The sequence below is a fragment of the Planktothrix prolifica NIVA-CYA 540 genome, from assembly GCF_963864145.1.
Lineage (GTDB): Bacteria > Cyanobacteriota > Cyanobacteriia > Cyanobacteriales > Microcoleaceae > Planktothrix > Planktothrix agardhii.
On sequence record NZ_CAWLTW010000001.1, the window covers coordinates 1,042,542 to 1,067,687 of the forward strand.

General features: G+C 40.5%; 23 protein-coding genes, 1 tRNA gene and 1 pseudogene. 12 read left to right on the plus strand and 13 right to left on the minus strand.

Annotated elements, in window-relative coordinates; translation table 11 throughout:
* The 7 genes and pseudogenes from AC559H_RS04865 to AC559H_RS04895 all read right to left on the minus strand — a co-directional run.
* Nucleotides 1–1,383: site-specific DNA-methyltransferase (locus AC559H_RS04865; RefSeq protein ID WP_148292369.1), on the minus strand; the 1,383-nt coding region annotated here is incomplete at its 3' end.
* Between the two features lie 182 nt (nucleotides 1,384–1,565).
* Nucleotides 1,566–1,639 (minus strand) — tRNA-Pro (locus AC559H_RS04870).
* Nucleotides 1,640–1,688: 49 nt separating this feature from the next.
* Entirely contained in the window at nucleotides 1,689–2,054 is a 366-nt protein-coding gene (locus tag AC559H_RS04875) for a DUF1818 family protein (protein ID WP_026793895.1), read from the minus strand.
* A gap of 10 nt (nucleotides 2,055–2,064) precedes the next feature.
* The gene (locus AC559H_RS04880) at nucleotides 2,065–2,706 is read right to left on the minus strand and encodes a hypothetical protein (RefSeq protein ID WP_233422982.1); all 642 of its coding nucleotides are present in this window, start codon (nucleotides 2,704–2,706) and stop codon (nucleotides 2,065–2,067) included.
* Between the two features lie 77 nt (nucleotides 2,707–2,783).
* Entirely contained in the window at nucleotides 2,784–3,017 is a 234-nt protein-coding gene (locus AC559H_RS04885) for a DNA-directed RNA polymerase subunit omega (RefSeq protein ID WP_026786849.1), read from the minus strand.
* 40 nt (nucleotides 3,018–3,057) lie between these two features.
* Complete coding sequence (locus tag AC559H_RS04890; RefSeq protein ID WP_026793896.1) at nucleotides 3,058–3,948, minus strand: LysM peptidoglycan-binding domain-containing M23 family metallopeptidase; 891 nt, start codon at nucleotides 3,946–3,948, stop codon at nucleotides 3,058–3,060.
* Nucleotides 3,949–3,978: 30 nt separating this feature from the next.
* Nucleotides 3,979–5,212, minus strand: a pseudogene (locus tag AC559H_RS04895) (RNA-guided endonuclease InsQ/TnpB family protein).
* Between the two features lie 187 nt (nucleotides 5,213–5,399).
* Here AC559H_RS04895 and AC559H_RS04900 point away from each other — a divergent pair.
* Together AC559H_RS04900 and AC559H_RS04905 are read left to right on the plus strand one after the other, a co-directional pair.
* Complete coding sequence (locus tag AC559H_RS04900) at nucleotides 5,400–6,236, plus strand: IS5 family transposase (protein ID WP_036834550.1); 837 nt, start codon at nucleotides 5,400–5,402, stop codon at nucleotides 6,234–6,236.
* 410 nt (nucleotides 6,237–6,646) lie between these two features.
* Nucleotides 6,647–7,867 carry an HhoA/HhoB/HtrA family serine endopeptidase gene (locus AC559H_RS04905; RefSeq protein WP_026793898.1) on the plus strand — a complete coding sequence of 407 codons (1,221 nt, stop codon included), beginning with the start codon at nucleotides 6,647–6,649 and terminating at the stop codon, nucleotides 7,865–7,867.
* Here AC559H_RS04905 and AC559H_RS04910 read toward each other — a convergent pair.
* Both AC559H_RS04910 and scpB read right to left on the minus strand, forming a co-directional pair.
* Nucleotides 7,864–8,205 carry a DUF760 domain-containing protein gene (locus tag AC559H_RS04910; protein ID WP_026793899.1) on the minus strand — a complete coding sequence of 114 codons (342 nt, stop codon included), beginning with the start codon at nucleotides 8,203–8,205 and terminating at the stop codon, nucleotides 7,864–7,866. The genes AC559H_RS04905 and AC559H_RS04910 overlap by 4 nt on opposite strands.
* Nucleotides 8,206–8,248: 43 nt before the next feature.
* Nucleotides 8,249–8,764: an SMC-Scp complex subunit ScpB gene (scpB, locus tag AC559H_RS04915; protein ID WP_026786845.1), complete on the minus strand. Its 516-nt coding sequence runs from the start codon at nucleotides 8,762–8,764 to the stop codon at nucleotides 8,249–8,251.
* A 336-nt stretch (nucleotides 8,765–9,100) separates the two neighbouring features.
* On the opposite strand from scpB, the gene AC559H_RS04920 reads away from it, so the two are divergent.
* From AC559H_RS04920 to AC559H_RS04950, 7 genes are all read left to right on the plus strand, one after another.
* Nucleotides 9,101–9,316, plus strand: a complete 216-nt coding sequence (locus AC559H_RS04920) for a hypothetical protein (protein ID WP_051319764.1) — start codon at nucleotides 9,101–9,103, stop codon at nucleotides 9,314–9,316.
* A gap of 184 nt (nucleotides 9,317–9,500) precedes the next feature.
* Nucleotides 9,501–10,346: a M28 family metallopeptidase gene (locus AC559H_RS04925; protein ID WP_026798447.1), complete on the plus strand. Its 846-nt coding sequence runs from the start codon at nucleotides 9,501–9,503 to the stop codon at nucleotides 10,344–10,346.
* A 234-nt stretch (nucleotides 10,347–10,580) separates the two neighbouring features.
* Nucleotides 10,581–10,850, plus strand: a complete 270-nt coding sequence (locus AC559H_RS04930) for a hypothetical protein (protein WP_026786842.1) — start codon at nucleotides 10,581–10,583, stop codon at nucleotides 10,848–10,850.
* A 90-nt stretch (nucleotides 10,851–10,940) separates the two neighbouring features.
* Nucleotides 10,941–11,114, plus strand: a complete 174-nt coding sequence (locus tag AC559H_RS04935) for a hypothetical protein (RefSeq protein WP_237745609.1) — start codon at nucleotides 10,941–10,943, stop codon at nucleotides 11,112–11,114.
* Nucleotides 11,115–11,386: 272 nt separating this feature from the next.
* Nucleotides 11,387–14,851, plus strand: coding sequence for a CHAT domain-containing protein (locus tag AC559H_RS04940; protein ID WP_051319765.1), 3,465 nt, complete (start codon nucleotides 11,387–11,389; stop codon nucleotides 14,849–14,851).
* A 10-nt stretch (nucleotides 14,852–14,861) separates the two neighbouring features.
* Nucleotides 14,862–15,212, plus strand: coding sequence for a hypothetical protein (locus tag AC559H_RS04945; RefSeq protein WP_026793900.1), 351 nt, complete (start codon nucleotides 14,862–14,864; stop codon nucleotides 15,210–15,212).
* A gap of 17 nt (nucleotides 15,213–15,229) precedes the next feature.
* Complete coding sequence (locus AC559H_RS04950; protein ID WP_051319766.1) at nucleotides 15,230–16,813, plus strand: hypothetical protein; 1,584 nt, start codon at nucleotides 15,230–15,232, stop codon at nucleotides 16,811–16,813.
* 35 nt (nucleotides 16,814–16,848) lie between these two features.
* Here the strand turns inward: AC559H_RS04950 and AC559H_RS04955 are convergent, their stop codons facing one another.
* The 3 genes from AC559H_RS04955 to AC559H_RS04965 all read right to left on the minus strand — a co-directional run bounded on the left by AC559H_RS04955 (nucleotide 16,849) and on the right by AC559H_RS04965 (nucleotide 19,059).
* On the minus strand, nucleotides 16,849–16,989 hold the full coding sequence (locus tag AC559H_RS04955; protein WP_193372473.1) for a hypothetical protein: 141 nt from the start codon (nucleotides 16,987–16,989) through the stop codon (nucleotides 16,849–16,851).
* Nucleotides 16,990–17,020: 31 nt separating this feature from the next.
* Complete coding sequence (locus AC559H_RS04960; RefSeq protein WP_306439108.1) at nucleotides 17,021–18,163, minus strand: RNA-guided endonuclease InsQ/TnpB family protein; 1,143 nt, start codon at nucleotides 18,161–18,163, stop codon at nucleotides 17,021–17,023.
* 80 nt (nucleotides 18,164–18,243) lie between these two features.
* Nucleotides 18,244–19,059 (minus strand): M48 family metalloprotease, encoded by an 816-nt coding sequence (locus AC559H_RS04965; RefSeq protein WP_051319767.1) that lies wholly within the window; start codon nucleotides 19,057–19,059, stop codon nucleotides 18,244–18,246.
* A 163-nt stretch (nucleotides 19,060–19,222) separates the two neighbouring features.
* Here AC559H_RS04965 and AC559H_RS04970 point away from each other — a divergent pair, with 163 nt between their 5' ends.
* Nucleotides 19,223–19,882: a DUF1361 domain-containing protein gene (locus AC559H_RS04970; RefSeq protein WP_026793901.1), complete on the plus strand. Its 660-nt coding sequence runs from the start codon at nucleotides 19,223–19,225 to the stop codon at nucleotides 19,880–19,882.
* Nucleotides 19,883–19,889: 7 nt separating this feature from the next.
* Here AC559H_RS04970 and AC559H_RS04975 read toward each other — a convergent pair whose 3' ends face one another.
* Nucleotides 19,890–20,555: a leucine-rich repeat domain-containing protein gene (locus AC559H_RS04975; RefSeq protein WP_042151777.1), complete on the minus strand. Its 666-nt coding sequence runs from the start codon at nucleotides 20,553–20,555 to the stop codon at nucleotides 19,890–19,892.
* A gap of 103 nt (nucleotides 20,556–20,658) precedes the next feature.
* On the opposite strand from AC559H_RS04975, the gene AC559H_RS04980 reads away from it, so the two are divergent.
* On the plus strand, nucleotides 20,659–22,029 hold the full coding sequence (locus AC559H_RS04980) for a GH25 family lysozyme (RefSeq protein ID WP_026793903.1): 1,371 nt from the start codon (nucleotides 20,659–20,661) through the stop codon (nucleotides 22,027–22,029).
* Nucleotides 22,030–22,302: 273 nt separating this feature from the next.
* Nucleotides 22,303–25,125: a DUF8741 domain-containing protein gene (locus AC559H_RS04985; RefSeq protein ID WP_026793904.1), complete on the plus strand. Its 2,823-nt coding sequence runs from the start codon at nucleotides 22,303–22,305 to the stop codon at nucleotides 25,123–25,125.
* Nucleotides 25,126–25,146: the final 21 nt, after the last annotated feature.

Genomic DNA, 25,146 nt, shown 5'->3' on the forward strand with positions numbered 1-25,146 from the left:
CCCATTCATGGGGAGGGTTGGGGAGGGGGTCAATATTTTTGTTCCTTTTCGCAAGCAGGTGATATCTAGGACTAAATCGCCTGGGTCGGTGGTCATTAGGAGACAGCGTTGTATTGTTTTTGTTCCAGTTTGAACAACATATATTTTTTGGTCTGTAAAACTTCCTGTTGCCGTATCTTCCCATAGTTCAGTTAAGGCAACACAAGGAAAATCATCCAAATATCTAATATATTGTATGCTATTCGTAGTGATATGTAATTTTCCAGCATATCCAAGTTTTTGTAGTCCATGTAAACTTGTTTTCCACGATTTTGAATAAACTTTACCCTGATACTCAAATGGAAAAACTGAATTTCCTTGGGAAGTTATATCATTAGGCTTATAGATTTTTGCATCTACTGGAATTTTTAACGGATTCAGTTTTTCTTCTTGAGTCATTCCTCGGTTGCTTCCATCAGCCAATTTTAGCCATGTATAATTTGATGCTGTTCCTGCATTCAAACTTTTTTCAATATAAAGTTGTTTATATTTTGTCTGCTGTTTATCCTTACCATACCAAATAATAAAATCATAACGGCTGGCTAAAAAATTGCTTGATAATCCTGTTGTTTTGACAAAAACTATTTTAGAAATAAAATTTTTTCTACCAAAAACCTCATCCATCAATTCTCGAACATGATGCACATTTTCATCCGAAATCTGCACAAAAACACTACCACTTTCCGACAATAACTCCCTCGCCAATAACAATCTATCTCTTAAATAAGTCAAATAAGAATGAATCCCCAACTCCCAAGTATCCCGAAATGCCTTAATCATTTCCGGTTCTTGGGTCAAATCCTCATCTTTCCCATCCTTCACATCCCGCTTATTCACAAATGGCTGAAAATTTGAACCATATTTAATCCCATAAGGCGGATCGAAATAAATCATCTGTACTTGTCCCGCCATGCCCTCTTTTTCTAATAGGGAATTCATCACTAAAAGCGAATCTCCAGCAACTAAACGGTTACTCCAATTATGCTGATGTTTATAAAATTCAATCGCTTGTCGAATAGGCGGATTTTCTTCAGGTATTTCAAATAAAGATAACTGTAAACCCGGAGTTTGATTTTGCTTCCGTACTGCTTCAATAATGCTGCGAGGATCGATGCGTTCGTGAACGTGCAATGATACAGTTGGCACTTCAAAATTAGTATGTTCCGCCTTACCAGCCCAAACTAATTGCGGGTCAAGGTGCGGATCGTAGCTATAATTTTTATTATCACCATCAGGATCACTTTCTGGCGTAACCAGTCCCACAGGTGGATTATTCACTCGTTGCTGATTTTCGTGATTATATTGATCTATATTTCTTTGATCGGGTTTCTTTTGCCTTGCCATGGGATCTCCTCTAGTCAAAGACTTTACTTTACAATTGATCAAATTATTTCTGTATTTGAGGAACGCTCATAAACAGCTACTATGTAAAAAAAGGACTCCTATTACAGAATCCTTTTGGCTAACTAAATATGGATAAACAATTTGTTAATGCACAACTATTTAATATAGTTACCGATTTAGAATCGGAGCGACAGGATTTGAACCTGCGACCCCTACCACCCCAAGGTAGTGCGCTACCAAGCTGCGCTACGCCCCGACACAATTAACTAATGTAGCATAGCAAACAAAAACTTGTCAAGACTATTTCAAAAGATTTTCAAGGTTTTTGTCGCTTGTACCAATTCCGCCACCACTTCCACGGGCCAACTACCTTCCGCCCGCCGTCCAGTATTCAAAATCAACAGCACCGTATAAGCGTTAGCATAGCCCTCTACCTGCATCCACAACCGCTCGCTTTCCGCTTCACAGGCTATTTTTTCTTCATCCATCAACTCAAGGCTCATTTGGCTCATGGTATCGGCTAGTTCACCCAACAACCGACAAAAATCATCAAACTCCGCCTGGGTCAATTCCATCGCCCAGGTATCGCCCCCGACTAACCCCTGAAATTCATGGGCTTGGGGGTTCCAACCTAAACGCCATCCGGTTCCGGTTTTTAGAATTTTCTCCATATTCCCCGGGTTATTTTAACCGTTGAGCATCTCCCGACTCCGGTAGGGGAATTAAGGAGGGGGTTGGCGGTTTAGCGGTGGGTGAAGCAGGGCTCGGTTTTGGAATTGTTCCATTGTCACTATTGACAGAATTGGGATTAAATAAACTCGCCAGTGTATTAACTAACGCATCCCGTTCAACTCTATTTAACTGTTGAATGGCTTTTTGATCCCCGACTAAAGGATTTTCTTTTAATACTTCCTGACCCGGATAACTTAACACTAACATCGGTTCATTCACCCCTAGATAATCGGCTAAGGTGAGTTTCCAATCAAAACGATATTGAGTGGGTCGATCTTTCACATAAATATGATAACGAATTAACCGACCAATCAAGGTATTATCTTCGGCGACTTTCCCCGTTTCCTGGGAAAAATATTGATTTTCCTGGGGTAAATTTGGTAATTGTTCATAGACTTTCTTCCACACCTCTGAAACCCTGACTCGTCCCGATGGGGAGGATATTTCTGGCGGCGGAGTTTGGGCGAGTCCTTGAATTTCCAGGCCATCTATAAACCCACCCAAAACAATGAATAGGGTAATTATAACGGCGATTAATAGAAAACTTAAACTAACTGGTTTTTTGGGTTTTCGAGATTTCAACATAAACATAAGATTAAGATATTTTGGAGTCTTTATCACCTCAATAAATAAGGTGTTAAAGACACCCAATACCGCAATTGATCAATCTAACGATCCGCGATAATTTGCGGTTGATTTAGTTCATCGGACATTTCAATAATTGCGCGTAAAACAGGTTTGATGGTGTTCTCATCTCCATTATCAAAGTCTTCATAACGACACCGTTTAGCCCGATTTGCGACTTGTACTGTAATCCGATAGCGATTGGTCGCAGCACTGACGAGATCGGCAGCCCGGCGAGTAATTTCTGTTGAGTCTATTGGATGGGTACGCTTTTGCATGAAGTTTATAATTTCCTAACCCTAGAGTTGTGTTTATATCTTATCGTTTAACTTGAATATAAGGATTAGGATCTTCTGCAATCCATCCTAAATCGGAGTTATAACGAATTTCAAAATGGAGATGGGGTTGATCGGTATCCGGTTGTCCCGTCGTCCCGACTGTTCCCAATACATCCCCTAACTTTACCGATTGACCCAGTTTTACCCCAATATTGTCTAAATGGGCATAACGGGTTTGTTTCCCTGACCCATGATTAACTACAACTAATTTTCCATACCCCTCCCGTTCTCCCGCAAAGGCTATTTTTCCCATCCCAACGGATAAAACTGGGGTTCCCACCGTCGCCGTCAAGTCTAAACCACTATGAAATATTACCCGACCCGAAACGGGATTGAGTTGCCAACCATAACCCATTTGTAGGGTTGTCCGTTGCGGTAAGGGATAACCGGGTAACACCAATATCGCCACAGTTGGTGGCCCTTTGGGTGACCAATTCACACCGGGTAAAAATAAGGCTGTTGGTTGAGTTTGACAACCATTCATTTCAAAAACCACGTCAGGACGGGCATTATAAGCTCTGGCTACTTCCTGCCAACTCCGACCAGGGGGAATATCTACCCTAATCCCATTATGGGGGGGAATCAAAATTTCCTGTCCCATGGGAATTGGCCCCCGTTGTAAAATTGGATTGATCCCCAGTAGGGTTGCCGGAATTAGGTTATATTGGCGGGCAATACTTTCGAGGGTGTCTCCAGGGGCAATCCGATGGGGTTTTAAACGGGATAATACCGGGGTTGGGCAAACATCTTGAGCTTCTGAGTTAAAGGGTTCATTCGCCTCTACAGACCTTATCCATGGCGTAATACTAACTAATATTCCGATTAGAGCCATCAACCGCAATAATAATATTTCTAAACGTTGAAACCGCATAATCAACAATTAATCCAATTTAACTGTGAACTACCGACACTGACTTGGAGTACCAAGTACAGTGTCGGCTTCTGTACTCACAGGGGAATGCCTCAAGACGGACTTGCATCCCCCTTTTGGTCTTACCTCCCCTCCTACAGCGCCAAACGGCTGAACCATCCGTCTTTAGGATTCTGATACCTTCTGCTCTAATATTCATAGCTGCGTTTCCATCTCGGTCATGATCAGTACCGCAATTAGGACAAGTCCATTCACGAACATCTAATGGCATTTGACTGACTTGATAGAAACAATTAGAACAGAGTTTGGAACTAGGAAACCATCTATCAATCTCCACTAACTTCCCGCCTTTTCGTTCTAGTTTGTAAGCTAGAAAATTAGTGAAAGTTCCCCATCCACAATCAGATATTGCTTTTGCCAAATTGTGATTACGAACCATGCCTTTGACATGAAGATTCTCTACTATAACAGCTTGGCTATCGCTGACCAACTTATGACTAAGTTTATGTAAAAAATCTTGCCGAGAATTACTAACTCGTTCGTACAGTTTAGCTACAATTTTACGATATTTATTTCTGGATTTACTCCCCTTTTGTTTACGCGCCAACTTCTTCTGCTTACGCTTGAGGTTTTTTTCGTGCTTGGCAAAGTGTTTAGGATTATCGTATTTAGAAACATTTTCGCCATCAGTGACAACTGCAAAGTGTTTGATTCCTAAGTCAATACCATAGATTTTACCTTCTGAAATCGTAGGGTTTTCCCCTTCAATTTCGGTCAATATAGATGCCAAATATTTGCCTGATGGTGTTTTACTAACAGTAACAGTCTTGATTTTCCCTGCAATTGGTCTATGTATTTTGGCTTTGACTATCCCAATATTGCCAGGAAGTTTGACATTACCATCAACAATTTTGACATTTTGAGGGTATTGAATTGACTGTTTGCCATGTTTAGACTTAAACTTAGGGAAACCTGCACGTTTATCAAAAAAGTTTTTGTATGCTGTGGTTAAATTAAGTGTTGTAGATTGTAAAACCTGACTATAACAATCAGCTAACCACAGGGTATCTTCGGCTTTTTTGAGTTTAGGAAGTAGGGCGTTGAGTGCTACCTGTCCTAGCCCTTTGCCCGTATCTTGATAAACCTGAATCGATTTATTTAAAGCATAATTCCACCACCACCGCGAACATCCAAATGTTTGGGCGAGATGTGCTTCTTGCAATGCAGTTGGATACAGACGGACTTGTACAGCTTTGTGTAGCACTCGATTTGCACCTCCTAGTCTGAAGATCTTACTACATAATAGAACTCTTGCAAAATAATTTTATGGTATTATGGTAAGTTTTGCTCAATTTCATAAAATCCTAGAGACTAACCATTCTTCACAAATTTTTGCTAAAAACTCCATAAAATGGTAAAAATTGAAAGTGAATTTAGACAATAACTCTGCGATGAACACTCAATTTTATCTAAATTTGAAACCTCATGAATTTAAACGGAGATTTGGTGTCAAGATTCAAACCTTTCAAGAAATGGTTAATGCCATAGAGCAGTTCAGGTTAGAACATCCTAAAGATAGGAGAGGACGTCACACCCACCTGACTCTCCAAGAGCAAGTTTTAGTAGCCTTGGAGTATTGGCGAGAATACAGAACATATTTTCATATTGGGACAAATTGGGGAGTATCAGAATCAACTATTTGCCGAATTGTTGCTAATATTGAATCAACTTTAATCAAAACAGAAAAGTTTCGTATTCCGGGAAAAAAAGCATTAATTCAAGATTCTGGCTACCCCGAAATCGTAGTGATGGATGTCACAGAAACGGCTATTGAAAGACCGAAAAAAAAACAGAAAAAATATTACTCAGGAAAGAAAAAACATCACACACTCAAAATTCAGTTAGTAATTAATCAAGAAACTAAACAGATTATTTGTACAGATTTTGGAGAAGGACATTGCCACGATTTTAGCTTATTCAAAAAAAGCAAAATTCATTTTCACCCCCAAACTGATAGTTTACAAGATAGTGGCTATCAAGGGATTAAGGATTATCACTTGAATAGCTATGTACCCAAAAAGAAACCCAAAAATGGCAATCTTTCGGTCTTAGAAAAAGACTATAATCAAGCTTTGGCTCATCAACGAATTGTGATTGAACACGTTAATCGGAGCCTCAAAATTTTCAGGATCTTATCGAGTCGTTATCGAAATCGTCGTCGCCGTTATGGTCTTCGTTGTAATTTGTTGTCGGCCATTTATAATTATGAGTTGACACTCTTAGTCTGAAAGTGAAAATTTGTTATTATAGCATAGATTTTTTTTGCAAGAGGTCTAATAAAAAAGATTTGGTCAACTCCGTACCTACGTTGACCCGCCTTTCATCCCACCGCTCACCTGGGTTATTGTAGAGCGGGGGACTTCCCGGCGGTGTTAGTTAAAAAAACCGATTCCCCTGTCAGTTACCTTAATCGGTAATTTGCAGTTATCATTGAAGGGTGAAGTCTTGATTTGATAGGACTTACGCACGGGGCCCGATAAACCGGGTTTTTTAGAAAATATGTAGGTCACAACGAAGTATTTTCGTAAAAAAACCCGGTTTCTTTGGTTGGGTGCGTAAGTCCTGTTTGATTTCTTCCACTGATTATTGATAACTGATTACTGATAACTGATTACTGATTTCCACCACAGCAACAAAGATGGATTTATCATTCAAACAGTTTACGATATACCTAGCCTTAGTCTCTTTAGGTGGCGGTGGTGGATGGCTGGCAAGTCGCTATGTCCAAACCAATAACTCAGACCCGTTATCGGCGACGGTAGCCATCGTTAAACATAACCCTGCGGTTTCCCCCCCTAGAGTTACAGAAGATCCGGTGGTTGACCGTAGTAGTTCTAATTTTATTGCCGATGCCGCCGAAATTGTTGGCCCGACGGTGGTGAGAATTGATGCGACCCGCAAATCGGCACAAGATGTGCCCGATGCCTTTAAAAATCCCCTATTTAAACGCTTTTTTGGCAATCAAATCCCCACAAATGAAGACCGAGTTCGTAGGGGAACAGGTTCAGGATTTATTCTACATTCCGATGGTCGGATCATTACTAATGCTCATGTTGTGGATGGGGCGGATACGGTACAAGTCACCCTTAAAGATGGTCGGGTATTGGAAGGGAAAGTCAAAGGAGTTGACCCGATAACCGATGTGGCGGCGGTGAAAATTGACGGGAAAGAGTTACCGACAGCCCCAATTGGTTTCTCCGATCATTTGGTTCCGGGTCAGTGGGCGATCGCCATTGGCAATCCCCTAGGATTAGATAATACCGTAACTATTGGGATTATTAGCGCCACAGATCGTTCCAGTACCCAAGTCGGAATTCCCGATAAACGAGTTCGCTTTATTCAAACCGATGCGGCGATTAATCCGGGCAACTCTGGCGGGCCATTATTAAACGATCAAGGTCATGTGATTGGGATTAATACGGCAATTCGGGCTAATGCCCAGGGTCTGGGATTTGCCATCCCCATTCAAGTGGCGATCCGCATTGCTAGTCAACTTTTTGCCAAAGGGAAAGCCGATCATCCCTATCTGGGTGTACAGATGGTGGAACTCAGTCCGGTGGTGAAGGCAGAAATAAATCAGCAACTAGAAGTTAAGTTAACCCAAGACACCGGAGTGATTGTGGTGCGGGTGGTGGAGGATTCCCCCGCCGCCCAAATGGGAATTCTCAAAGGGGATATCCTCACAAAAATTGACGGCAGTGCGGTGAATACTCCAGCCCAAGTCCAAGAAAAAATTGAAACTAAGACGGTTGGGGAAGAACTTGCCATCGAAATTAACCGCCAGGGCCAACAACAAACCCTGATGATTAAAACCGCCGTGTTCCCAGAATCTGCCTTGGCTGGAGAATTCAATAATTAATCCGGTGTTTTGGGATCAATTGAAGCGGTGCGGGATAGGTTTTCTTCCAGGTGCATCCGTTGTTCCATTTGACGTAAAAAGTACCCGGTCATCATCGCCGATGCTAACAGACCCGCCAAGTTTTCGCGGTTGGTTGTAATCTGCACATCAAAGTGATCGGAGGGGAGTACCCCGACTAATCCTTGGACGTTTTTACTAATGATTTCTTTAATTTCCAAACTCGCAGACTGAGCAACTGTCGCCAGAATATCGGGATGTTGACTTTGCAGGTAGGTCAACAAGGGATTTTCGGCGGTTTCTTGAACATCAGATTTAAGGAAGTCAGAGTTAAAAACCATGATCTGCGTCTCTATATCATGCTTATGCTATCTATAGTTTATCTTATTGTATGGGGGCGTCGATGGGTAAATCGTCGCTAAAATTTAATGAGAGTTGTTGGGGAAGCTGATCAACTTGGAAATATTGATGGAATTTTTTAGTCACTTGTAACCAATGGGAGCGGGAGTTAGCTTGTTTGCGTTTCTGAACAAATCCCAGTTCTACGAGCTCGGTGACCTGTTGATAGGCTCCTGACCCTCTTAATTCTACTAAATCGGTTTGGGTAATGCCACCCTTGAGGGCGATCGCGGCTAAAGTTCTTAATGCCCCAACTCCTAACTCCGGTGCTACTAAGCTTTGCATTAATGACCGATAGGCTTCTCGCAGTTGTAAGCTATATCCAGAATCGGTTTCTACGACTTCTAAGGCACTATCCCGATGGGCATAGTCGGACATCAGTTGAATTAGTGCTTCTTCGACTTCGGTGCGATCACACCCGGCTAATTCTGCTAGTCCGGCAATGGAAAGCGACTGACCTTTTAAATACAAAATTGCTTCAATTTTCGCCAATAAACTCATTTTTAACAACAGATGAAAGATCACGGTTTGGAGTTCTTAACTGTTGACTGTACACACTTGTCTGTCAAGCGTCAACTTTTAGCCGGGGATTGGTGTTATCACCCCGATCTGTACTTACAGTTAACAAAATTTTTGTATATTTTTTCAGCAAATATTATTTAATTCCTTCTCTATCTAAAACTATATTTTTTTCAACTCTCTGAAGAAATATTTTACTTGGAGTCAAGAGCTTCATTAAACTTAACAAAAATATAGGTGAACTGTAAGTTAGATAACAAAGTTAAGGAAATCCATCATCCATAATTGAGTTTATATAATTATTTGGGATCAATCAACATGAACAGGGAAAATGCCGTTCCCTCGAATTGCCGCAATTGCCTCCACTACAAACCAGAAGGCAGACGGGGGGGGATTTGTCAGATGTTTCACGCGCCTGTCCAAAGTCATTGGAAATCCTGTTCCTTAGCCGCCTTACCTTTTATTTATTTATTAGATCGGGTAGATGCGGAATTTTATGGCATACCCGATGAAAAAGAGCAGAAAGTTTCCTGAACCCAACCTGAATACATTCTACCGTTCATGAGGTCAAAAAACATGAATAATATTGCAGAAAAATCTATACCTAAAAAGAAAAATTGTTGTTGCTGACAATTATTAAATTTTGACAAAATTTCTTAAACTTATTTTTTCAAGTTTATGTTAAAATAAAAGCTAAGAAATTTGTTTAAGATTATCAATGAACTTAAATTTAAAACCTCAATTAACCGAGCATTTACAACAAATCATTAGAGAACGTGACCCCTATCTGGCTTCAGAGGGTCATTTTTATGTCCGTGAATATATTCGCCAGCAACTCCAACAATGGGGAACAGTGATCACCAATGAGTTTGAACTTAGGGGAAAAACCCATCAAAATCTGATCCTAAATTTACCTGGTATTTCAAAATCAAACAATTCTATTATTTTAATTGGTGCCCATTATGATGCTGTACCCGGGTGTCCTGGAGCCGATGATAATGGTACGGGAGTTGCGGCTTTATTGGAATTAGCAAAGGCGATCGCAAAACACCCCCTAAAATATCCAGTTCAATGTGTAGCTTTTGATTTAGAGGAATTTGGTTTTCTGGGGAGTCAACATTATGCTGAATCCTTAAAACAGCAAAACCAGTCTATTCGTCTGATGCTCTCCCTAGAAATGTTAGGCTATTGTAATCCTAATCCTAATTCCCAAAAATATCCCTTCGGATTAAAATATTTTTATCCGAATTGTGGGGATTATATCGCCTTAATTGGTAACTTAAAAACTATCCCTGATTTAATTAGAATCAGTCGAGGTATTCGCCAAACTAAAACGCCTTGTGAATGGCTTCCGGTTCCCAACCGAGGTATAATGGTTCCCGATACCAGACGCAGTGATCAAGTTCCTTTTTGGGATTTAGGATATTCAGCAATTATGGTGACAGATACGGCAAATTTAAGGAATCCTCACTATCATCAACCTACGGATACTTTAGAAACCCTAGATTTAGATTTTCTTGCCGGAGTTTGTCAAGGTTTATTAGCAGGTTTACGAAGGCTGTAATACCGGGGGATTTACAGTAAGATGACCCAACTGAACCTGTGGCATTAGAAGACTGGGAATGCTTAAAAGGAGCAATATTTTGTTATCTCTTAGTCCGCGTAGGCGGACTTTGTTTGTGTAGCTGCGGTTTCAACCGCCGAAGCTTTGTTGGTATTTTCCTAAAATCTTAGCATTGTAAGTACGAAAGAGCCGAAAATGTAATGTATAATTTAGGGGAGTTAATCGGAGGTTGTCATGCTGAATATAGAATTAGACAAGGAAACGGAAGCTTATTTAGTAGAAATTTTGGGAAGGGAGAAAACTACCAGCGATGAATTGATTAAACGCTTAGTTAAAGATCGCTGGCTGAGTTTACAACCGCGTCAAACAATTGTAGAAAGACTGGGGGGACATCCTGAACATCTGTTAGAAGATGCGCCACCTGATTTATCAGAACGCGCAACTCGGAAAAAAGCGATCCAAGCTTATTTGGAGAAAAGACATCCTCAATATCATCCTCAATGACTTATCATCCCGTAATTATTGTAGATAGTGGAGTTCTTGTAGCTTACTACAGTGTAAAAGATAGCTATCATCAACAGGCGCGAGTTTTTTTTGAGAGATGAACAGTATGCAGATTTACCGGGAGATTTTGCTGATTTGTCTCTGGTTGCTATTTCCGAACGGCTGAATATTCCGGCTATTGCTACTTTGGATAGTGATTTTTTTGGTGTTTATCGACGTTATCGAAAACAGGCTTTTGAGCGGGTGTTTAGACCTGAAGACTAAAGCTATTTGTATCTATGGTAAAATTCTGCGTTAAACCTTGATTTATGGCATCACTTGAATAGTCGCATTTTACAATATTCTTAATATTCCCTTCATCTCTTAGTCCCTCTCTGCTAAGACTTCATTTGTGTAGTTGCGGTTTCAACCCCCGAAGCATCAAGGAGATAAATCACAGCCTCTTTTGTGAGTCAGATTAAATCATTTGACAATTCAGGGAGAGTTATCTGTAGTGAGGATATAATCAAGCATTATAAATTTGAAGGTGATTCCCAATGGATGATAGTCGAGATCAAGCTTACTTAACTCTGATTCGTATGCTGTTGGTTTATCCCACCCAGGTAAATGAAATTTTGAACGCTAATCAAGAACTGATTGATGGTGGATTAGTACATTGGATGAGGCAAGTAGTAAAACAGCTTACTGCCCAAGGAGATGAAAGTGCAGCAGAGTTTTTAGAAGATATAGCGAATCAACTAGCTACTAAGACTGGTGCGGTGACTTTTACCTGTTGTATAGATTTTTTATTAGAAGTGTTAACAATAACCGAAAAAAGCAATGGCGATCAAGAAAAAGTATATTATTTTTTAGAAAAACAACAGGAAAAATTAAATATAGATTTTCTATACACATTGAAAGTTTATGCAGACCAATATTTAAAAAGCGAACAATTAGAAAAACATCAAGGTTTTGCAGTAGTTATTTTCATTTTTAGTAACTTGATTCAGGAGTTTCCGTTAGGTGATCGAGCGCTCAACCTAGAAATTGCTATCAAAGGTTATGAGATAGCTGGTGAGGTATACACCTACAAAAATTTTCCTGAAGATTGGGCAGAAACTCTTAATAACCTGGCAATTGTTTACATACAAAGAATTCGGGGATCGAAAGCAGAAAATATTGAGGTAGCGATTCAATGTTTAAAAGCTGCTTTGAGAGTCCATACTCGTAAAGACTTTCCCGAACGATGGGCAACAATTCAAATTAATTTAGGACTTGCTTACACACACAGAATTCAAGAGTCAACCGCAGAAAATTTTGAAACAGCGATTAAATATCATCAAGCTGCCTTGGAAGTCTATACCCGCGATAAAAATGATTATGAATGGGCAAGAATTCAGCATAATCTGGGAATAGCTTACAACGATAGACTGCGGGGAGAGAAGGCAGATAATCTGGAAAAAGCGATTAAATATTATAATGCTGCGTTAGAAGTCCGTACCCGTGAAAAATACGAGCGAGTATGGGCAATGACTCAACTTAGTCTGGGATATGCTTACGATTGCAGACTTCGTGAGTCAAAAGCAGACAATACTGAACTGGCGATTAAATGTTACGAAGCTGGGTTAGAATTTTATACTCCTGAAGGCAATCCCGAACAATGGGCAAAAACTCAGAATAATTTAGGACTTGCATACTCACACAGAATTCGAGAAGATAAAGAAGAAAATATAGAGAAAGCAATCAAATATTATCAAGCTGCACTGACAGTTTATACTCGTACAGCATATCCTGAAGACTGGGCTAGAAATCATAATAATTTAGCAGGTACTTACCTAAAAAGAATTAGAGAGTCCACCGAAGAAAATATTGAACAGGCGATTAAATGTTGTGAGGCTGCTTTACAAGTTTATAAACGTGAAAACTTCCCCGAAAGTTGGGCTAATACTCTGAATACTTTAGGTTTAGCATATACAGAGAGAATTAGGGAAGACAAAGCAAATAATTTGAAGCTGGCGATCGCTAATTTTGAATTAGCGGCAACAGTCTCGACTCGTGAAGAGTTTCCTTACAAATGGGCAGGAATTCAAACTAACCTAGTGGGTGTACATAAGGAATTAGGACAGTTTAAAGAAATGGTTGATTGTTTGAATTTAGCCTTACAAATCTTCACCCCTATATCTTTTCCAAGAGAATGTTTTAATTTATGGGAGTTTTTCGGTGGACTCACTTTTGCAAACAAATGGTGGACAGCAGCTTGGCAAAGTTACTCCAATGCAATAGCAGCAGTCGAACAAAGTCGGGAATGGGCAACCAACGAAGCAGCCCGTCAAGAAATCCAATTAAACGCCATAGATATTTATATCAAAATGGTGCAAGCCTGCATCAATGACGGACAAATTGAAAAAGCCCTCGAAACCGTCGAACGCAGCAAATCCCGCAACTTAGTCGAACTACTAGCAAATTCTGAACTTGAACCCAAAGGCGCTGATGATTCACTCAAACAGGAATTACGCAGGCTAAGAAGCACCATCTCATCAATACGGCAATTACTAGCCGACTCAGATAATAACAGCACATTTAATCGCGACAGTTTCCAGGGATTGCGTAGTAGTGAAACATCCAGCCTCACCCGCGAATATATCGCCCAACAGCGCGAACTCCTGCAAGAATATCAGCGCCAACTTGATGAAGTTTTCGCCCAGTGTCAGGAACTAGATCCCGCCTTTACCCTCACTCAAAAAGTCAACCATATTACCGTTGCCGAAATTCGCGATTTAATTGACTCCCACACCGCTATTTTAGAGTGGTATATTGGCACAGATAGTTTCCAAATATTCATTGTCACCCAGTCAAATTTGGAAGTCGTGGAGTTTGACAAAGCCGAATTAGAAAAGCTGGAAGCGTTGAATCAAAAGTATCTCGAAGCCTTATTTAACAACACCGAAACCTGGCAAGATAATCTTTCCGAGTCGCTGAATAGTCTTTCCCAGATATTGCGCTTTGATGAAATTCTCAATCATCCCGCCCTAGCCAATTGTGAGTCCCTGATTTTAGTTCCCCACCGCTATTTGCATCTATTTCCCCTTCATGCCTTATCTGTTAGCCAACAAACTTGGAAGCGATTTAACCCAGAAACTCCCCATCTGGAACCCCCCGCCAACCCCTGTCTGCTAGATTGCTTCAAAAAAGGCGTGCGATACGCCCCCAGTTGTCAACTCCTGCAACGGGTACAACAGCGAGAACGCCCACCCGCCGATAGCTGCACCCTGTTCGCTATCCAAAATCCTACCGAAGACCTTGACTACACTGATATAGAAGTAGAAACCATCAAACGTGACTTTTCACCCGCCGACATTTTAAGCAAACAACAAGCCACCAAAACCGCCCTCCTTGATAACCTAGAAACCATCGCCCAAGCGCACTACGTCCACTTTTCCTGTCACGGTTCCTTTGATTTCCAGACACCCCTAATTTCATCCCTAATCTTAGCAGGAGCCATAGAATCAACGGACTCACCCACCCCCACCGGGCAAAAATCTCTCCGATTGCGTTCCGGGGGACAAGCCAACCCCGCCAAATGCCTAACTCTGCAAGACATCTTTGCTACACTGAACTTACCTAAATGTCGCCTCGTCACCCTCTCCGCTTGCGAAACGGGGTTGACAGACACAACCAAGCAGAGTGATGACTGTATTGGCTTGGCTACAGGCTTTTTGTATGCTGGTAGTCAGGGGGTACTCTCTAGTTTGTGGTCAGTCAATGACTTAGCGACGGCGTTTTTAATGATTAAATTCTATGAAAATCTGAAAACTGCTGATATGGCAGTAGCCCTCAATACTGCCCAAATTTGGCTGCGAGATGCAACTAAAGAAGATTTGCAAACATGGACAAGCAAACTTCCCTTGAATCCCACCCAAAAACTTATACAGTTACCCGCGTTATTTAATAAGATGGAAGCTAACACTAAGCCTTTTCAATCGCCTGACTATTGGGCTGCTTTCTGTGCAGTAGGTAAATAGGAGTCTATAAATGTCATTTGCAGAAGACAATATTAGAGCATTTCAACAGTTAATTACTACCGAGCCTCAATTATTTTCTAAACACGAGGCTGAATTACACCAGCTAGGTGCTACTCTGCCAGATGATATCGAGAAAATATCTGATGCTGTCTCAACTTGGTGTGCTTGTGAAAGTCGCCCTCAAATACTAGAGGCTTTGATAAAGCTGCACGGTGATGTTGATAAGGATCGCATACCAGGAACAACCAAGCTACCAGGAACAAACAACCTGCAAGCCCCTCCACCGCCTCCACCTCCCAAAGTCTCGAGAGAAACGTTATTAAATGCCATCCAAGAAAGTTTTCCTAATCAGTCAAAATAGCACTCAGGCTCTAGGTGATGAATAGCAATGAATTGACAGGCAAACTTGCCAACCTAAAACTCACACTGTTTGCCTTTCATTTGTGCAGAAACCTTGCCCAAGGCGACAAACAACCTGTGAATAATGCCAACCATTTATGGCATCAATGTGTTACTTTGGGCAACCTGCTGCAAACCAATCCAAAACTTGATTCTTTACCAGAACATCTTGCCAACAAAAAGAGCCAAGGTAGCCAACAAAGCGACTATTTAGAACTTTATGAGTCAGATGGTGATAGATTCGTATCATTTACGACTGTCAGCCAACCCGATAAAGTACCCCTGCAAGGCACAATTTATCCAGTGCAACTGCACGACACTTACGCCCTTGACTTGACGCTGCTTGCCACAGATAAAGTAGAAACCAACCAACTAAACAATCTGAATTTTCAAGGTTGTCTGCTACCCAATAAAATCGAAGCATCACTGGGACAAACCCTGGTATTATTTGCCAAACCCGTTGATTTTTCTGGTAATCATCAAGAATTAGCAGCAGCTTGTGTAGAAGCTTTGTTTCAAGATTTAGAAAACCAGCCAAAACCCTATTTTATTGCAGAGGGAAAACTTCTCGGTAGTCCCATTTTTGAATTTGACAATGCTCAAGAAAATCCTAGTTTAAACTGCCATATTTTAGTCTGGTTAAACACAGATGAAAAAACTTCAGAATTAGAGGAATCTGGTAATTATTATCGTCCACTGCTCAATTTGTTATGCTGTCGGACTAAAATCATTTATGTCTACTACCAAGCGCAGCGTTGCAACGAGGAAGCGAGGAAACTTTACAGCCAATTAGAAGAAAAAGTAGAAGAGTTTAGCAACTTAAAATCAGACAAGAAAGAGCGACTGCAACAACTAGAAAAATTGCTAACTGAACTTCCCCAAATCGGCTTGAACTATGCCCGTTATTTGCGAGATATAGAACTTCATCTGATTACAATTGAAACGAATGCTTACAACTATCGTAACTGTCATAAAGAACTTGTCAGTTGCAGCGTCAAAGAAATAGACAACTTAGATTTTATACAAGATTTCTATGCTAGTAGTTGCAAGATATTTCAGAAGCAGATTAAAGTAAATATGAGTTATCTTACCGTAGGACGACAATTGTTTCAACAGATGATGGAAACTATCCGAGGTATAGTAGAGATTGAGCAAGCAGAATGCGATCGCAACCTCCAAAAAACCATCCAATCCGTAGGCTTTGGCATAGGTGCAGCAGGCGTAGTCGCAACTAGCGCCCCCTATTGGATCGACCAGAATCCAGAGAAAATAAACATTGACAAACCTTTTACCTCTACTTCTCTAAATACTTTCACAGCTGTTATCCTTTTTAGCTTCATAGCGGGGTTAGGTGCATGGGGTATCGCTTCTGGGTGGATGTACCGCAAAAGCTTCATAGCGGGAGTGAAAGGTAGGTTGTCAGGAGGAATTGGTAATAATAAAACTCAGGTTAGCTTACCCAGTTCTCCAGGTCAACCAATTAATACCATTTCCCAGGAACCGGAAGCGGCGACAAATACGACTGAAACGAAGCGCGAAGATTCTGCACGTCCGCATCAATGAAACTCTAATCTTGCCGTATTCTGTATAAATCTGAATCAAGACATTTGTTGATCCAACTTAAGTAAGGCTTGAATTCGAGCTTCGGTTGGAGGGTGAGTTGAAAATAAACTAGCCATGGTTTGTCCTGAAAAACTATTCTTGACATCCGCCCCGGCGTGAACGCACGGGGATTCCATCTATTTAAGCAGATCAAAAATTGATAGCTGCTCAAATACTGGATGGGTTGACGCTTCGCGGGCTACAGCTACCGCCAAGGGTAGTCTTACGTCTGCCTCCACGTCCGTTTGAAGTCTCCGAAAGCCCTCCGGCGACTAAAATATTTACTGCGGCATTAACATCACGATCGTGAGATGTACCGCAATTTAAACAAGTCCACTCTCTAATATTTAACTCTTTTTTACCACCACGAAAACCACAGCAAGAGCAAGTTTGAGAAGTAGGAATCCATCTATCGATGACACGAAAATCCCGCCCGTACATAACTGACTTAGCTTCTAACATAGTTCTAAAACTACGCCAACCTAAATCGGAAATTGCACGGGATAGTTTTCGGTTTTTAATCATCCCTGACACATTTAAATCTTCCAAGACTATTGTTTGATTTTCACGAATAATCTGAGTTGAAAGTTTGTGTAAAAAATCGTTTCGGGTATCAGAAACTTTAGCGTGAAGTTTAGCTAATTTCTTTCTAGCAACTTCTCTTCTTTTACTCCCTTTCTGTTTCCTTGACAAATTACGCTGTAATTTCCTTAAACGCTTTAATTGTTTCTTCAAAGGTTTAGGTGATTTAACTTTTTCACCGTTGCTTAATGTAGCAAAATCAGTGATACCTAAATCAATTCCTACTGAATTTTGGTTTTCAGGTAATTGTTGAGGATTAAATTCAACGACAAAGCTGACAAAATACCTATCAGCACTATCTTTGATTAAGGTAGCACTAGAAGGAACTGCGGGTAATTCCCTACTCCAGATTACTTGAATATCACCTATTTTAGCCAGGTGAATGTAATTAGAGTTAGGATAGAGTTTAAACCCATTGTCGGTAAATCTAGCTGATTGCTTAGATTTACGTTTTTTAAACTTAGGGGGTTTAACTTTCTTGCCTTTTCTCTGTCCTTTACAGGATTTAAAAAAGTTAGAATAAGCCTGCTCCAAATCTCTCAAAGACTGTTGCAAGGGAACCGAGGAAACTTCTGTTAACCATTCTTTTTCCTCGGTTTTCTTGAGTTCTGTAAGTCTTTTAGAGAGTTCACCACTAGAAGGTTTTTTGTTACCCGCACGGTATTGTTCTTGGCAGTAAGCTAAGGCATCGTTAAAAACCACACGACAACAACCGAACAATTGAGACATTAGCCTCTTTTGTTGGTCTGTTGGGTAGATTCTATATTGATACCTTAACTTCATTGTTTTTGTTGTTTACGATCACTTCTTTAGTATACTCTAAAATAGAATAAAAAGCCGTCGTGGAACGACGGGGTTTTAAACCCAAAATTTCTGATAATTAATAGAGCTTCAAAAGCGGGATTTCCTTCAATGGGAATTTGTCTGGCCGTAGCATCTAACCGTTGTAACGCTCTGGCTAAAGCTTTAGGATTTCCGGTTAATTTAGCCGCCCGCGCATCGGCGGAAAATTCGCGAGTTCGAGAAATAGCTAATTGAATCACAGTAGCAGCCATAGGAGCTAGAATTATTGTTAATAATAATCCTATGGGATTTCCCCCTTGATTCCGATTCCGTGAACCTCCAAACCACATCGAATAACTGGCAAATTGAGCGAGTCCAGAAATAGCTCCCGCGATGGTTGCAGCTATCGCTTGGGTGAGGGTATCTCGATTTTGAACATGGCTTAATTCATGGGCAATGACGCCTTCTAATTCATCTTCGGGTAACAGATTCATAATTCCTTCGGTGACAGCAACAGCAGCGTTTTTGGGATTTCGACCTGTGGCGAAGGCATTGGCCGCCGGAGTCGGGACGATATAAACTCCGGGTACGGGTAAATTGGCGCGATCGCATAATCGTTGTACCATCGCATATAATCCTGGGGCCTGTTCGGGGGTAACGGGTTGGGCATTATAGGCTTTGAGGGCAATTTGATCGGAAAAATACCAGCTTCCTAAATTAGTTACCGCGGCTAATACGATACCCACCAATAGACCGCCAGTTCCGCCAATCACCCAATAGCTAATCATGACTAAAAGAACACTTAATAATCCCAGTAAAGCAACGGTTTTAAACAGATTCATGGCAATTTTTCTTGGGTGTAACTGTTGGTTTTGAGTTCTATTATAGTCCTAAATGTGTTAAGGATAGGGGGAATATCACCCAAAACAATAGGTTTTACGGAATTCTTGAGAATCGAGTTGTTATACTAAACAAGAATAATTTCATCAGAAACCTGAAAACATCATGCGAGAAATGTTAGCAAATACACTGGAGATCTTTGACCGACACAGTGGTTGGATTATTTGGAATCTGTTTCTGGCATTTATTCCTTGGGCTTTAAGTTTTTGGTTATTTCGCAGAAAAGTGATGACTCGAAATTGGGGTTGGTGGATGATCTATATTATTTTTATTGCTTTCTTACCCAATGCTCCCTATCTACTCACAGATATTATTCATTTAATTCGGATTATTCAGGCTGGGTATTCGGTTTGGGTAATTACCTTAATTTTTATTCCACTCCATGTTTTTGCAATTATGGCGGGTTTACAATTCTATGTTTTATCGTTAATTAATCAAGGGCATTATTTAAAAAGGCAAGGGGTGAAACAATATATTTTTGCTTCGGAAATCATGACTCATCTTTTATGTGCGATTGGGGTTTATTTGGGAAGATTTAGACGGTTTAATAGTTGGGATTTGGTGACTCAACCCGATGTGGTTTTCTTGCAAACTTTAGATGATTTAACCGATAAAAAACCTTTGTTTGTGGTAATTATTACCTTTTTATTCATTACAATATCCTATACATTAATGAAGCAAGTTACCCTGGGATTAATTCTTCAGTTAAAACGAATTTATTCAGGATTAGATGAATTAGACTCGGATGAATTTCCCCAAAGGTAAATCGGAATTAAGTATCAAATCGACAAATATATTTAGGATTAATCGGACATTCAGTTGATGTTAGAGGATTATTTTGAACAAACAAAAAACGAATTTTATTCAAGGATTTTAATGGTGTAATATCAACCACTTGATTATTATTGAGATTGATTTCACTGACAACCTTTAAATTTTGAAGTGGTGAAACATCAGAAATTTGATTATAGCTGAGATTAATTCGGATTAATTTAGTTAAGGATTTTAAGGGACTAATATCCGTAATTTTGTTATAACTTAAATCCAATTCTTCTAAATTAGTCAAACTTTGTAAGGGAGTCAGATCAGAAATATGATTATTTCTTAATTTCAAGACAGTGATCTGGGTTAATCCTTGTAATGGACTTAAATCCGAGAGGAGAAATGTACTTAAATCTAGCATTTTTTGTTCCGCCATCATTTGATTGGCGCGATCGCAATTTGAAGTTCCCACTTTCTGCAATAAAACATCAAGGGTTCTTTTTGCCTCTGGTGACAATTGCTGACGATTCAAACACCAATCTTGAAAGGTTTTAAAGGTCTGGGAATTCGCCTCTGATTGGGCTAAACTTGCCTGGGGTAAACCCAAAACCATTAACATTAATAAAAATTTCCCGACTTTCTGTGGAATTGTCCTTTTTGTCAAGGGTTTGTTCATCCTGATAAATCCTCGGTGAATAATTGTGGTAGAATAGTACAAGTTACTTTTTAACTCTAGTATTGACGACACGATAGCTCTTTGTTCCTCAACTTCTAAACTAATGAGTATTCGGGGTATTGACGTTTCAGATTACCAGCCTATAGTAGATTGGCAAGCCGTTGCCCGTTCTGGGATTTCCTTTGCTGTGATTAAATCAACAGAAGGAGAAAGCTTTGTTTGTAAAGTTTTCCCCAGCTATTGGGAACAAACAAAAGCCAACGGTTTAATTCGGGGTGCTTATCATTTTTTTAAGCCTGATAGTGATCCGATTAAACAAGCCTATCATTTTCTGAAAATTGTTAAACTTCAAGATGGAGATCTGCCTCCGGTCTTGGATATTGAAACCATGGGAACCGTAGATGCCAAAACCCTCTGTGATCGAGCCGCACAGTGGATTGATGTGATTGAAAAAGAAACGGGTTTTCGTCCGATTATTTATACTTATCCTGGGTTTTGGCAAAAACTTAATACTACTCGTTTTTCCGATTATCCTCTGTGGATTGCCCATTATACCACGGCCGAACAACCAATTATTCCTGGCGGTTGGAAAACCTGGGTATTTTGGCAATTTACAGATCAGGGCCAAGTTGATGGAATTAGTGGGGGTGTGGATGTTAATTTATTTGAAAGTATTCGCAGAGGGGATAAGGGAACAAAAGTTGAAAAGATTCAAAACCTGCTAAAAAATCAAGGTCATGATCCAGGAATTATTGATGGGAGTTTTGGCAATGGTACGGAAACTGCTTTAATCAAATTTCAACAAAAAAAACAGTTACAAGCGGATGGAGTCGCGGGGTTAAAAACCTGGACGGCGTTGATGGGGCCCTCCGATTCTTTTGTTCTACCTGTGGGAAGTGTAGAACCTACGCCTGTACCTACGCCTGTACCTACACCTGTACCTACGCCTGTACCCACACCTGTACCTACGCCTGTACCAACGCCTGTACCTACGCCTGTACCTACGCCTGTACCTACGCCTATTCCCACACCCGAACCCGCGCCTATTCCCAGTATTGAACTGATTGATATTTGTAAAGTTTATAAAGGAACTCCCAATCAGGATCAAGTGCTAACATGGTTCGAGCCACAAATTCCCCAGACTATATTATTAGAATTTTCTAAACTCTGGAGAAACCAAACAAAGGTTCCAACTGTTTCTGTAAAGTTCATTGATGTTTGTAAATATTATCGAGGTTTGCCTAATCAAGATCAAGCCTTGCGTTGGTTACAAGAGAAAATTTCACCTACCCTCTTGAGTGAATTAGCTCAAAAATGGAATCAACAAACTTTACCACCACCTAGTATTAAATTAGAGGATGTCTGTAAATACTATAAGGGTTTACCCGGTCAAATTAAGGCACTAGAATGGCTACAAAGTCAAATTCCTCCGGCTACCTTAGATGAATTTGTCAGACAGTGGAGAAAACCCTAAATCAGTCATCAGTTAAGTAGTTGCACAAAATAAATTACCTAGTTGAGAGAGGGAACACCGGAACAGCCCCCCCAAACCCCCCGTGCACGGGGGGCTAGGGGGGGAGGGCCAGGGTAGAGGATGTGTAATTAATTTTGTTTAGGTACTTATCAGTTATCAGTTATTAAAAACCATTGCCCACCTTAAAAACTCCCTAGATTCCCAAGAGCGATCGCACTTCAATCTCCCCTTAAACTTAATATAATTAAGCAAGCTATCTATTATTCTTGACCCATGAGTGAATCAGCAAAACCTGGATCTATTGTGATTTGTCGGCAACGGCAATGGGTGGTATTGCCTTCTGATAATTCCGAAGTTGTCCGGTTACGGCCCCTGAGTGGTAACGAAGAACAAATCTGTGGGGTTTTCACCCGCCTCGGCTTAGAAAACATTGAACCTGCCCAATTTAATCCCCCCAACCCGGAAACAATTCAAAACCATACCGCCGCCCAACTACTGATGGATGCGACTCGCCTCAGTCTCCGCAGTGGAGCGGGGCCGTTTCGCTGTTTGGGGCGCTTATCGGTGCGTCCACGACCCTATCAACTGGTTCCTTTATTAATGGCGTTGCGGTTAGAAACAGTACGGTTACTGGTTGCTGATGATGTCGGGATTGGGAAAACCATTGAAGCCGGGTTGATTATTCGAGAACTGTTAGACCGGGGAGAAGCCAAACGAATGGCGGTTTTATGCCCCCCTCAACTGTGCGACCAATGGCAACGAGAACTGAAACAAAAATTCCATATTGATGCGGTTGTGGTGCGTTCTGGTACGGTTTCCAAGCTAGAACGAAGTTTACCTGCTGGGGATAGCCATATTTTTAGTTATTATCCCCATCTGATTGTCAGTTTGGACTATGTGAAATCTGACCGTCGCCGAGAGAGTTTTCTTGTCCATTGTCCTGATTTAGTGATTGTCGATGAAGCCCACACCTGTACCCATACAGGCGGTGAACGGAGCACTCAACAACAACGCCATCAACTTGTCCAAAAAATTGCTGCAAAATCTAATCAACATTTAATTCTCCTTACCGCTACTCCTCACAGTGGAATTGAAGCGTCTTTTTTATCTTTATTAGGATTACTAAATCCTGAATTCAAACAATTTAGCCTAGACCAATTAAACGAAAAACAACGGATTGAATTAGCCCGTCATTTTGTCCAACGGCGACGCATTGATATTCAGCACTGGTTAGGCAATGAAACCCCATTTCCCCAACGAGTTTCTCTCGAAGAACCCTATTCTCTTTCTAAAGAATACCGCCAATTATTTGAAGCTGTCTATGATTTTGCTTGGAGACTGGTGAAAACCGCAGAGGAAACTCCCCTGAGTCATGCTCAACGACGGGGACGTTATTGGTCGGCTTTGGCAATTTTGCGCTGTGTGATGTCTTCTCCGGCGGCGGCAATTGCTACTTTAAGCCGTCAAACTGAAAAATATAGTGTTGTGGAGGAAACAACGGAAGATTTTGATGAAGAATTAGCCGCTACTTATGTTTATGATTCTACCGAACAGGAACAAATAATAGATGTAGCCCCGACAACTATTGTTGAAAAGGGGAAACAAACTTTTAATGATTCTCAAAAACGTCAATTACGAGAATTTGTTATCCTAGCTAAACAACTGCAAGGGACAAATGACCGCAAATTACATCAGGTTAAAACCCTGGTTAAAACTTTACTTCAAGATGGGTTAAATCCGATTATTTGGTGTCGTTATATTGCTACTGCTAAATATGTTGCTGAAGCTCTGAAGGAATTAGAAACTAAAAAAACTAACTTGCGGGTAATTGCGATTACTGGGGAACAGTCGGAAGATGAGCGAGAAATCCGTTTACAAGAACTCAAAAATGCACCCCAACGGATATTAGTTGCTACGGATTGTTTAAGTGAAGGGATTAACTTACAGGAACATTTTACGGCTGCAATTCACTATGATTTACCTTGGAATCCTAATCGTTTAGAACAACGGGAAGGACGCATTGACCGTTACGGACAAACAGCACCACAGGTTAAATGTTTTCTGCTTTATGGTCAGGATAACCCGATTGATGGAGCCGTTTTACAAGTTTTAATTCGTAAAGCTGTAGAAATTCATAAATCTTTAGGAATTACAGTTCCCGTACCAATGGATAGTAGTACCGTACAAGAAGCGGTGTTTAAATCTTTATTTGATAGAGCCGCAGAAGCGAAACAATTAACAATTTTTGATTTATTAGAGCATCAGGATTCTGCTTTGGGAGAAGTTCATAAAAGTTGGAATCAAGCGGTAGAAAGGGAGAAATTGAACCGGACTCGTTTTGCTCAACGGTCAATTAAACCAGAAGAAGTACAACAGGAGTTAATTGAATCTGACCAAATTTTAGGTAGTGAAACTGATGTGGCAGAGTTTGTTAAAAATGCTTGTGAAAAGTTAAGTTGTTCTTTAGTTAAACAGAAAAAAAGCTGGAAATTAGCCAATATTCCCCTTTGTGTCCAACCGATTTTAGGCAATGATTCAAGATTGATTACCTTTACTTCTCCTGCCCCCGAAGGAGTGGAATATATTGGGCGCAATCATCCCTTAGTTGAAGGATTAGCCCGTCATATTTTAGAAGAAAGTTTAGATGAACAGCAACGGGAACCCATAGCCGCCCGTTGTGGGGTGACGGTGACAGAAGGGGTATCGAAACCAACGGTTATTTTATTATTGAGGATTCGGCATTTATTAGAAAGTTCAAAAGGACAACTATTATTAGTTGAGGAAGCGTTAGTCAGAGGATTTACTGGAAGTCCGGCGAATGCTAATTGGTTATCAACGGAGGAGTCTTTAGATTTACTTCAGTCCTGTGAACCTGTGGGCAATTTACCTATAGAAAATAAACGCAATCGGATTAATCAAATTTTAACTCGTTTGGATGATTTAGAACCGGATTTAGAAGCGATAGCTGAAGAACGGGCGCAAGTTTTATTAACATCTCATCAGCGTGTCCGAGCTATTACCAAGGAAGGAAAAGTTAAAGTTAATCCCCAGTTACCGATGGATATTTTAGGCATTTATATTTTAATTCCTAAGTAATCAATTACTGTTGTAGGGCTT

Excerpts from the sequence above, each read along its gene's own strand:
- AC559H_RS04875 (WP_026793895.1), bottom strand. The coding sequence starts at position 2,054 with ATGGAGAAAATTCTAAAAACCGGAACCGGATGGCGTTTAGGTTGGAAC.
- AC559H_RS04880 (WP_233422982.1), bottom strand. The coding sequence starts at position 2,706 with ATGTTTATGTTGAAATCTCGAAAACCCAAAAAACCAGTTAGTTTAAGT.
- AC559H_RS04885 (WP_026786849.1), bottom strand. The coding sequence starts at position 3,017 with ATGCAAAAGCGTACCCATCCAATAGACTCAACAGAAATTACTCGCCGG.
- AC559H_RS04890 (WP_026793896.1), bottom strand. The coding sequence starts at position 3,948 with ATGCGGTTTCAACGTTTAGAAATATTATTATTGCGGTTGATGGCTCTA.
- AC559H_RS04900 (WP_036834550.1), top strand. The coding sequence starts at position 5,400 with ATGAACACTCAATTTTATCTAAATTTGAAACCTCATGAATTTAAACGG.
- AC559H_RS04905 (WP_026793898.1), top strand. The coding sequence starts at position 6,647 with ATGGATTTATCATTCAAACAGTTTACGATATACCTAGCCTTAGTCTCT.
- AC559H_RS04910 (WP_026793899.1), bottom strand. The coding sequence starts at position 8,205 with ATGGTTTTTAACTCTGACTTCCTTAAATCTGATGTTCAAGAAACCGCC.
- scpB (WP_026786845.1), bottom strand. The coding sequence starts at position 8,764 with ATGAGTTTATTGGCGAAAATTGAAGCAATTTTGTATTTAAAAGGTCAG.
- AC559H_RS04920 (WP_051319764.1), top strand. The coding sequence starts at position 9,101 with ATGAACAGGGAAAATGCCGTTCCCTCGAATTGCCGCAATTGCCTCCAC.
- AC559H_RS04925 (WP_026798447.1), top strand. The coding sequence starts at position 9,501 with ATGAACTTAAATTTAAAACCTCAATTAACCGAGCATTTACAACAAATC.
- AC559H_RS04930 (WP_026786842.1), top strand. The coding sequence starts at position 10,581 with ATGCTGAATATAGAATTAGACAAGGAAACGGAAGCTTATTTAGTAGAA.
- AC559H_RS04940 (WP_051319765.1), top strand. The coding sequence starts at position 11,387 with ATGGATGATAGTCGAGATCAAGCTTACTTAACTCTGATTCGTATGCTG.
- AC559H_RS04945 (WP_026793900.1), top strand. The coding sequence starts at position 14,862 with ATGTCATTTGCAGAAGACAATATTAGAGCATTTCAACAGTTAATTACT.
- AC559H_RS04950 (WP_051319766.1), top strand. The coding sequence starts at position 15,230 with ATGAATAGCAATGAATTGACAGGCAAACTTGCCAACCTAAAACTCACA.
- AC559H_RS04955 (WP_193372473.1), bottom strand. The coding sequence starts at position 16,989 with ATGGAATCCCCGTGCGTTCACGCCGGGGCGGATGTCAAGAATAGTTTT.
- AC559H_RS04960 (WP_306439108.1), bottom strand. The coding sequence starts at position 18,163 with ATGTCTCAATTGTTCGGTTGTTGTCGTGTGGTTTTTAACGATGCCTTA.
- AC559H_RS04965 (WP_051319767.1), bottom strand. The coding sequence starts at position 19,059 with ATGAATCTGTTTAAAACCGTTGCTTTACTGGGATTATTAAGTGTTCTT.
- AC559H_RS04970 (WP_026793901.1), top strand. The coding sequence starts at position 19,223 with ATGCGAGAAATGTTAGCAAATACACTGGAGATCTTTGACCGACACAGT.
- AC559H_RS04975 (WP_042151777.1), bottom strand. The coding sequence starts at position 20,555 with ATGAACAAACCCTTGACAAAAAGGACAATTCCACAGAAAGTCGGGAAA.
- AC559H_RS04980 (WP_026793903.1), top strand. The coding sequence starts at position 20,659 with ATGAGTATTCGGGGTATTGACGTTTCAGATTACCAGCCTATAGTAGAT.
- AC559H_RS04985 (WP_026793904.1), top strand. The coding sequence starts at position 22,303 with ATGAGTGAATCAGCAAAACCTGGATCTATTGTGATTTGTCGGCAACGG.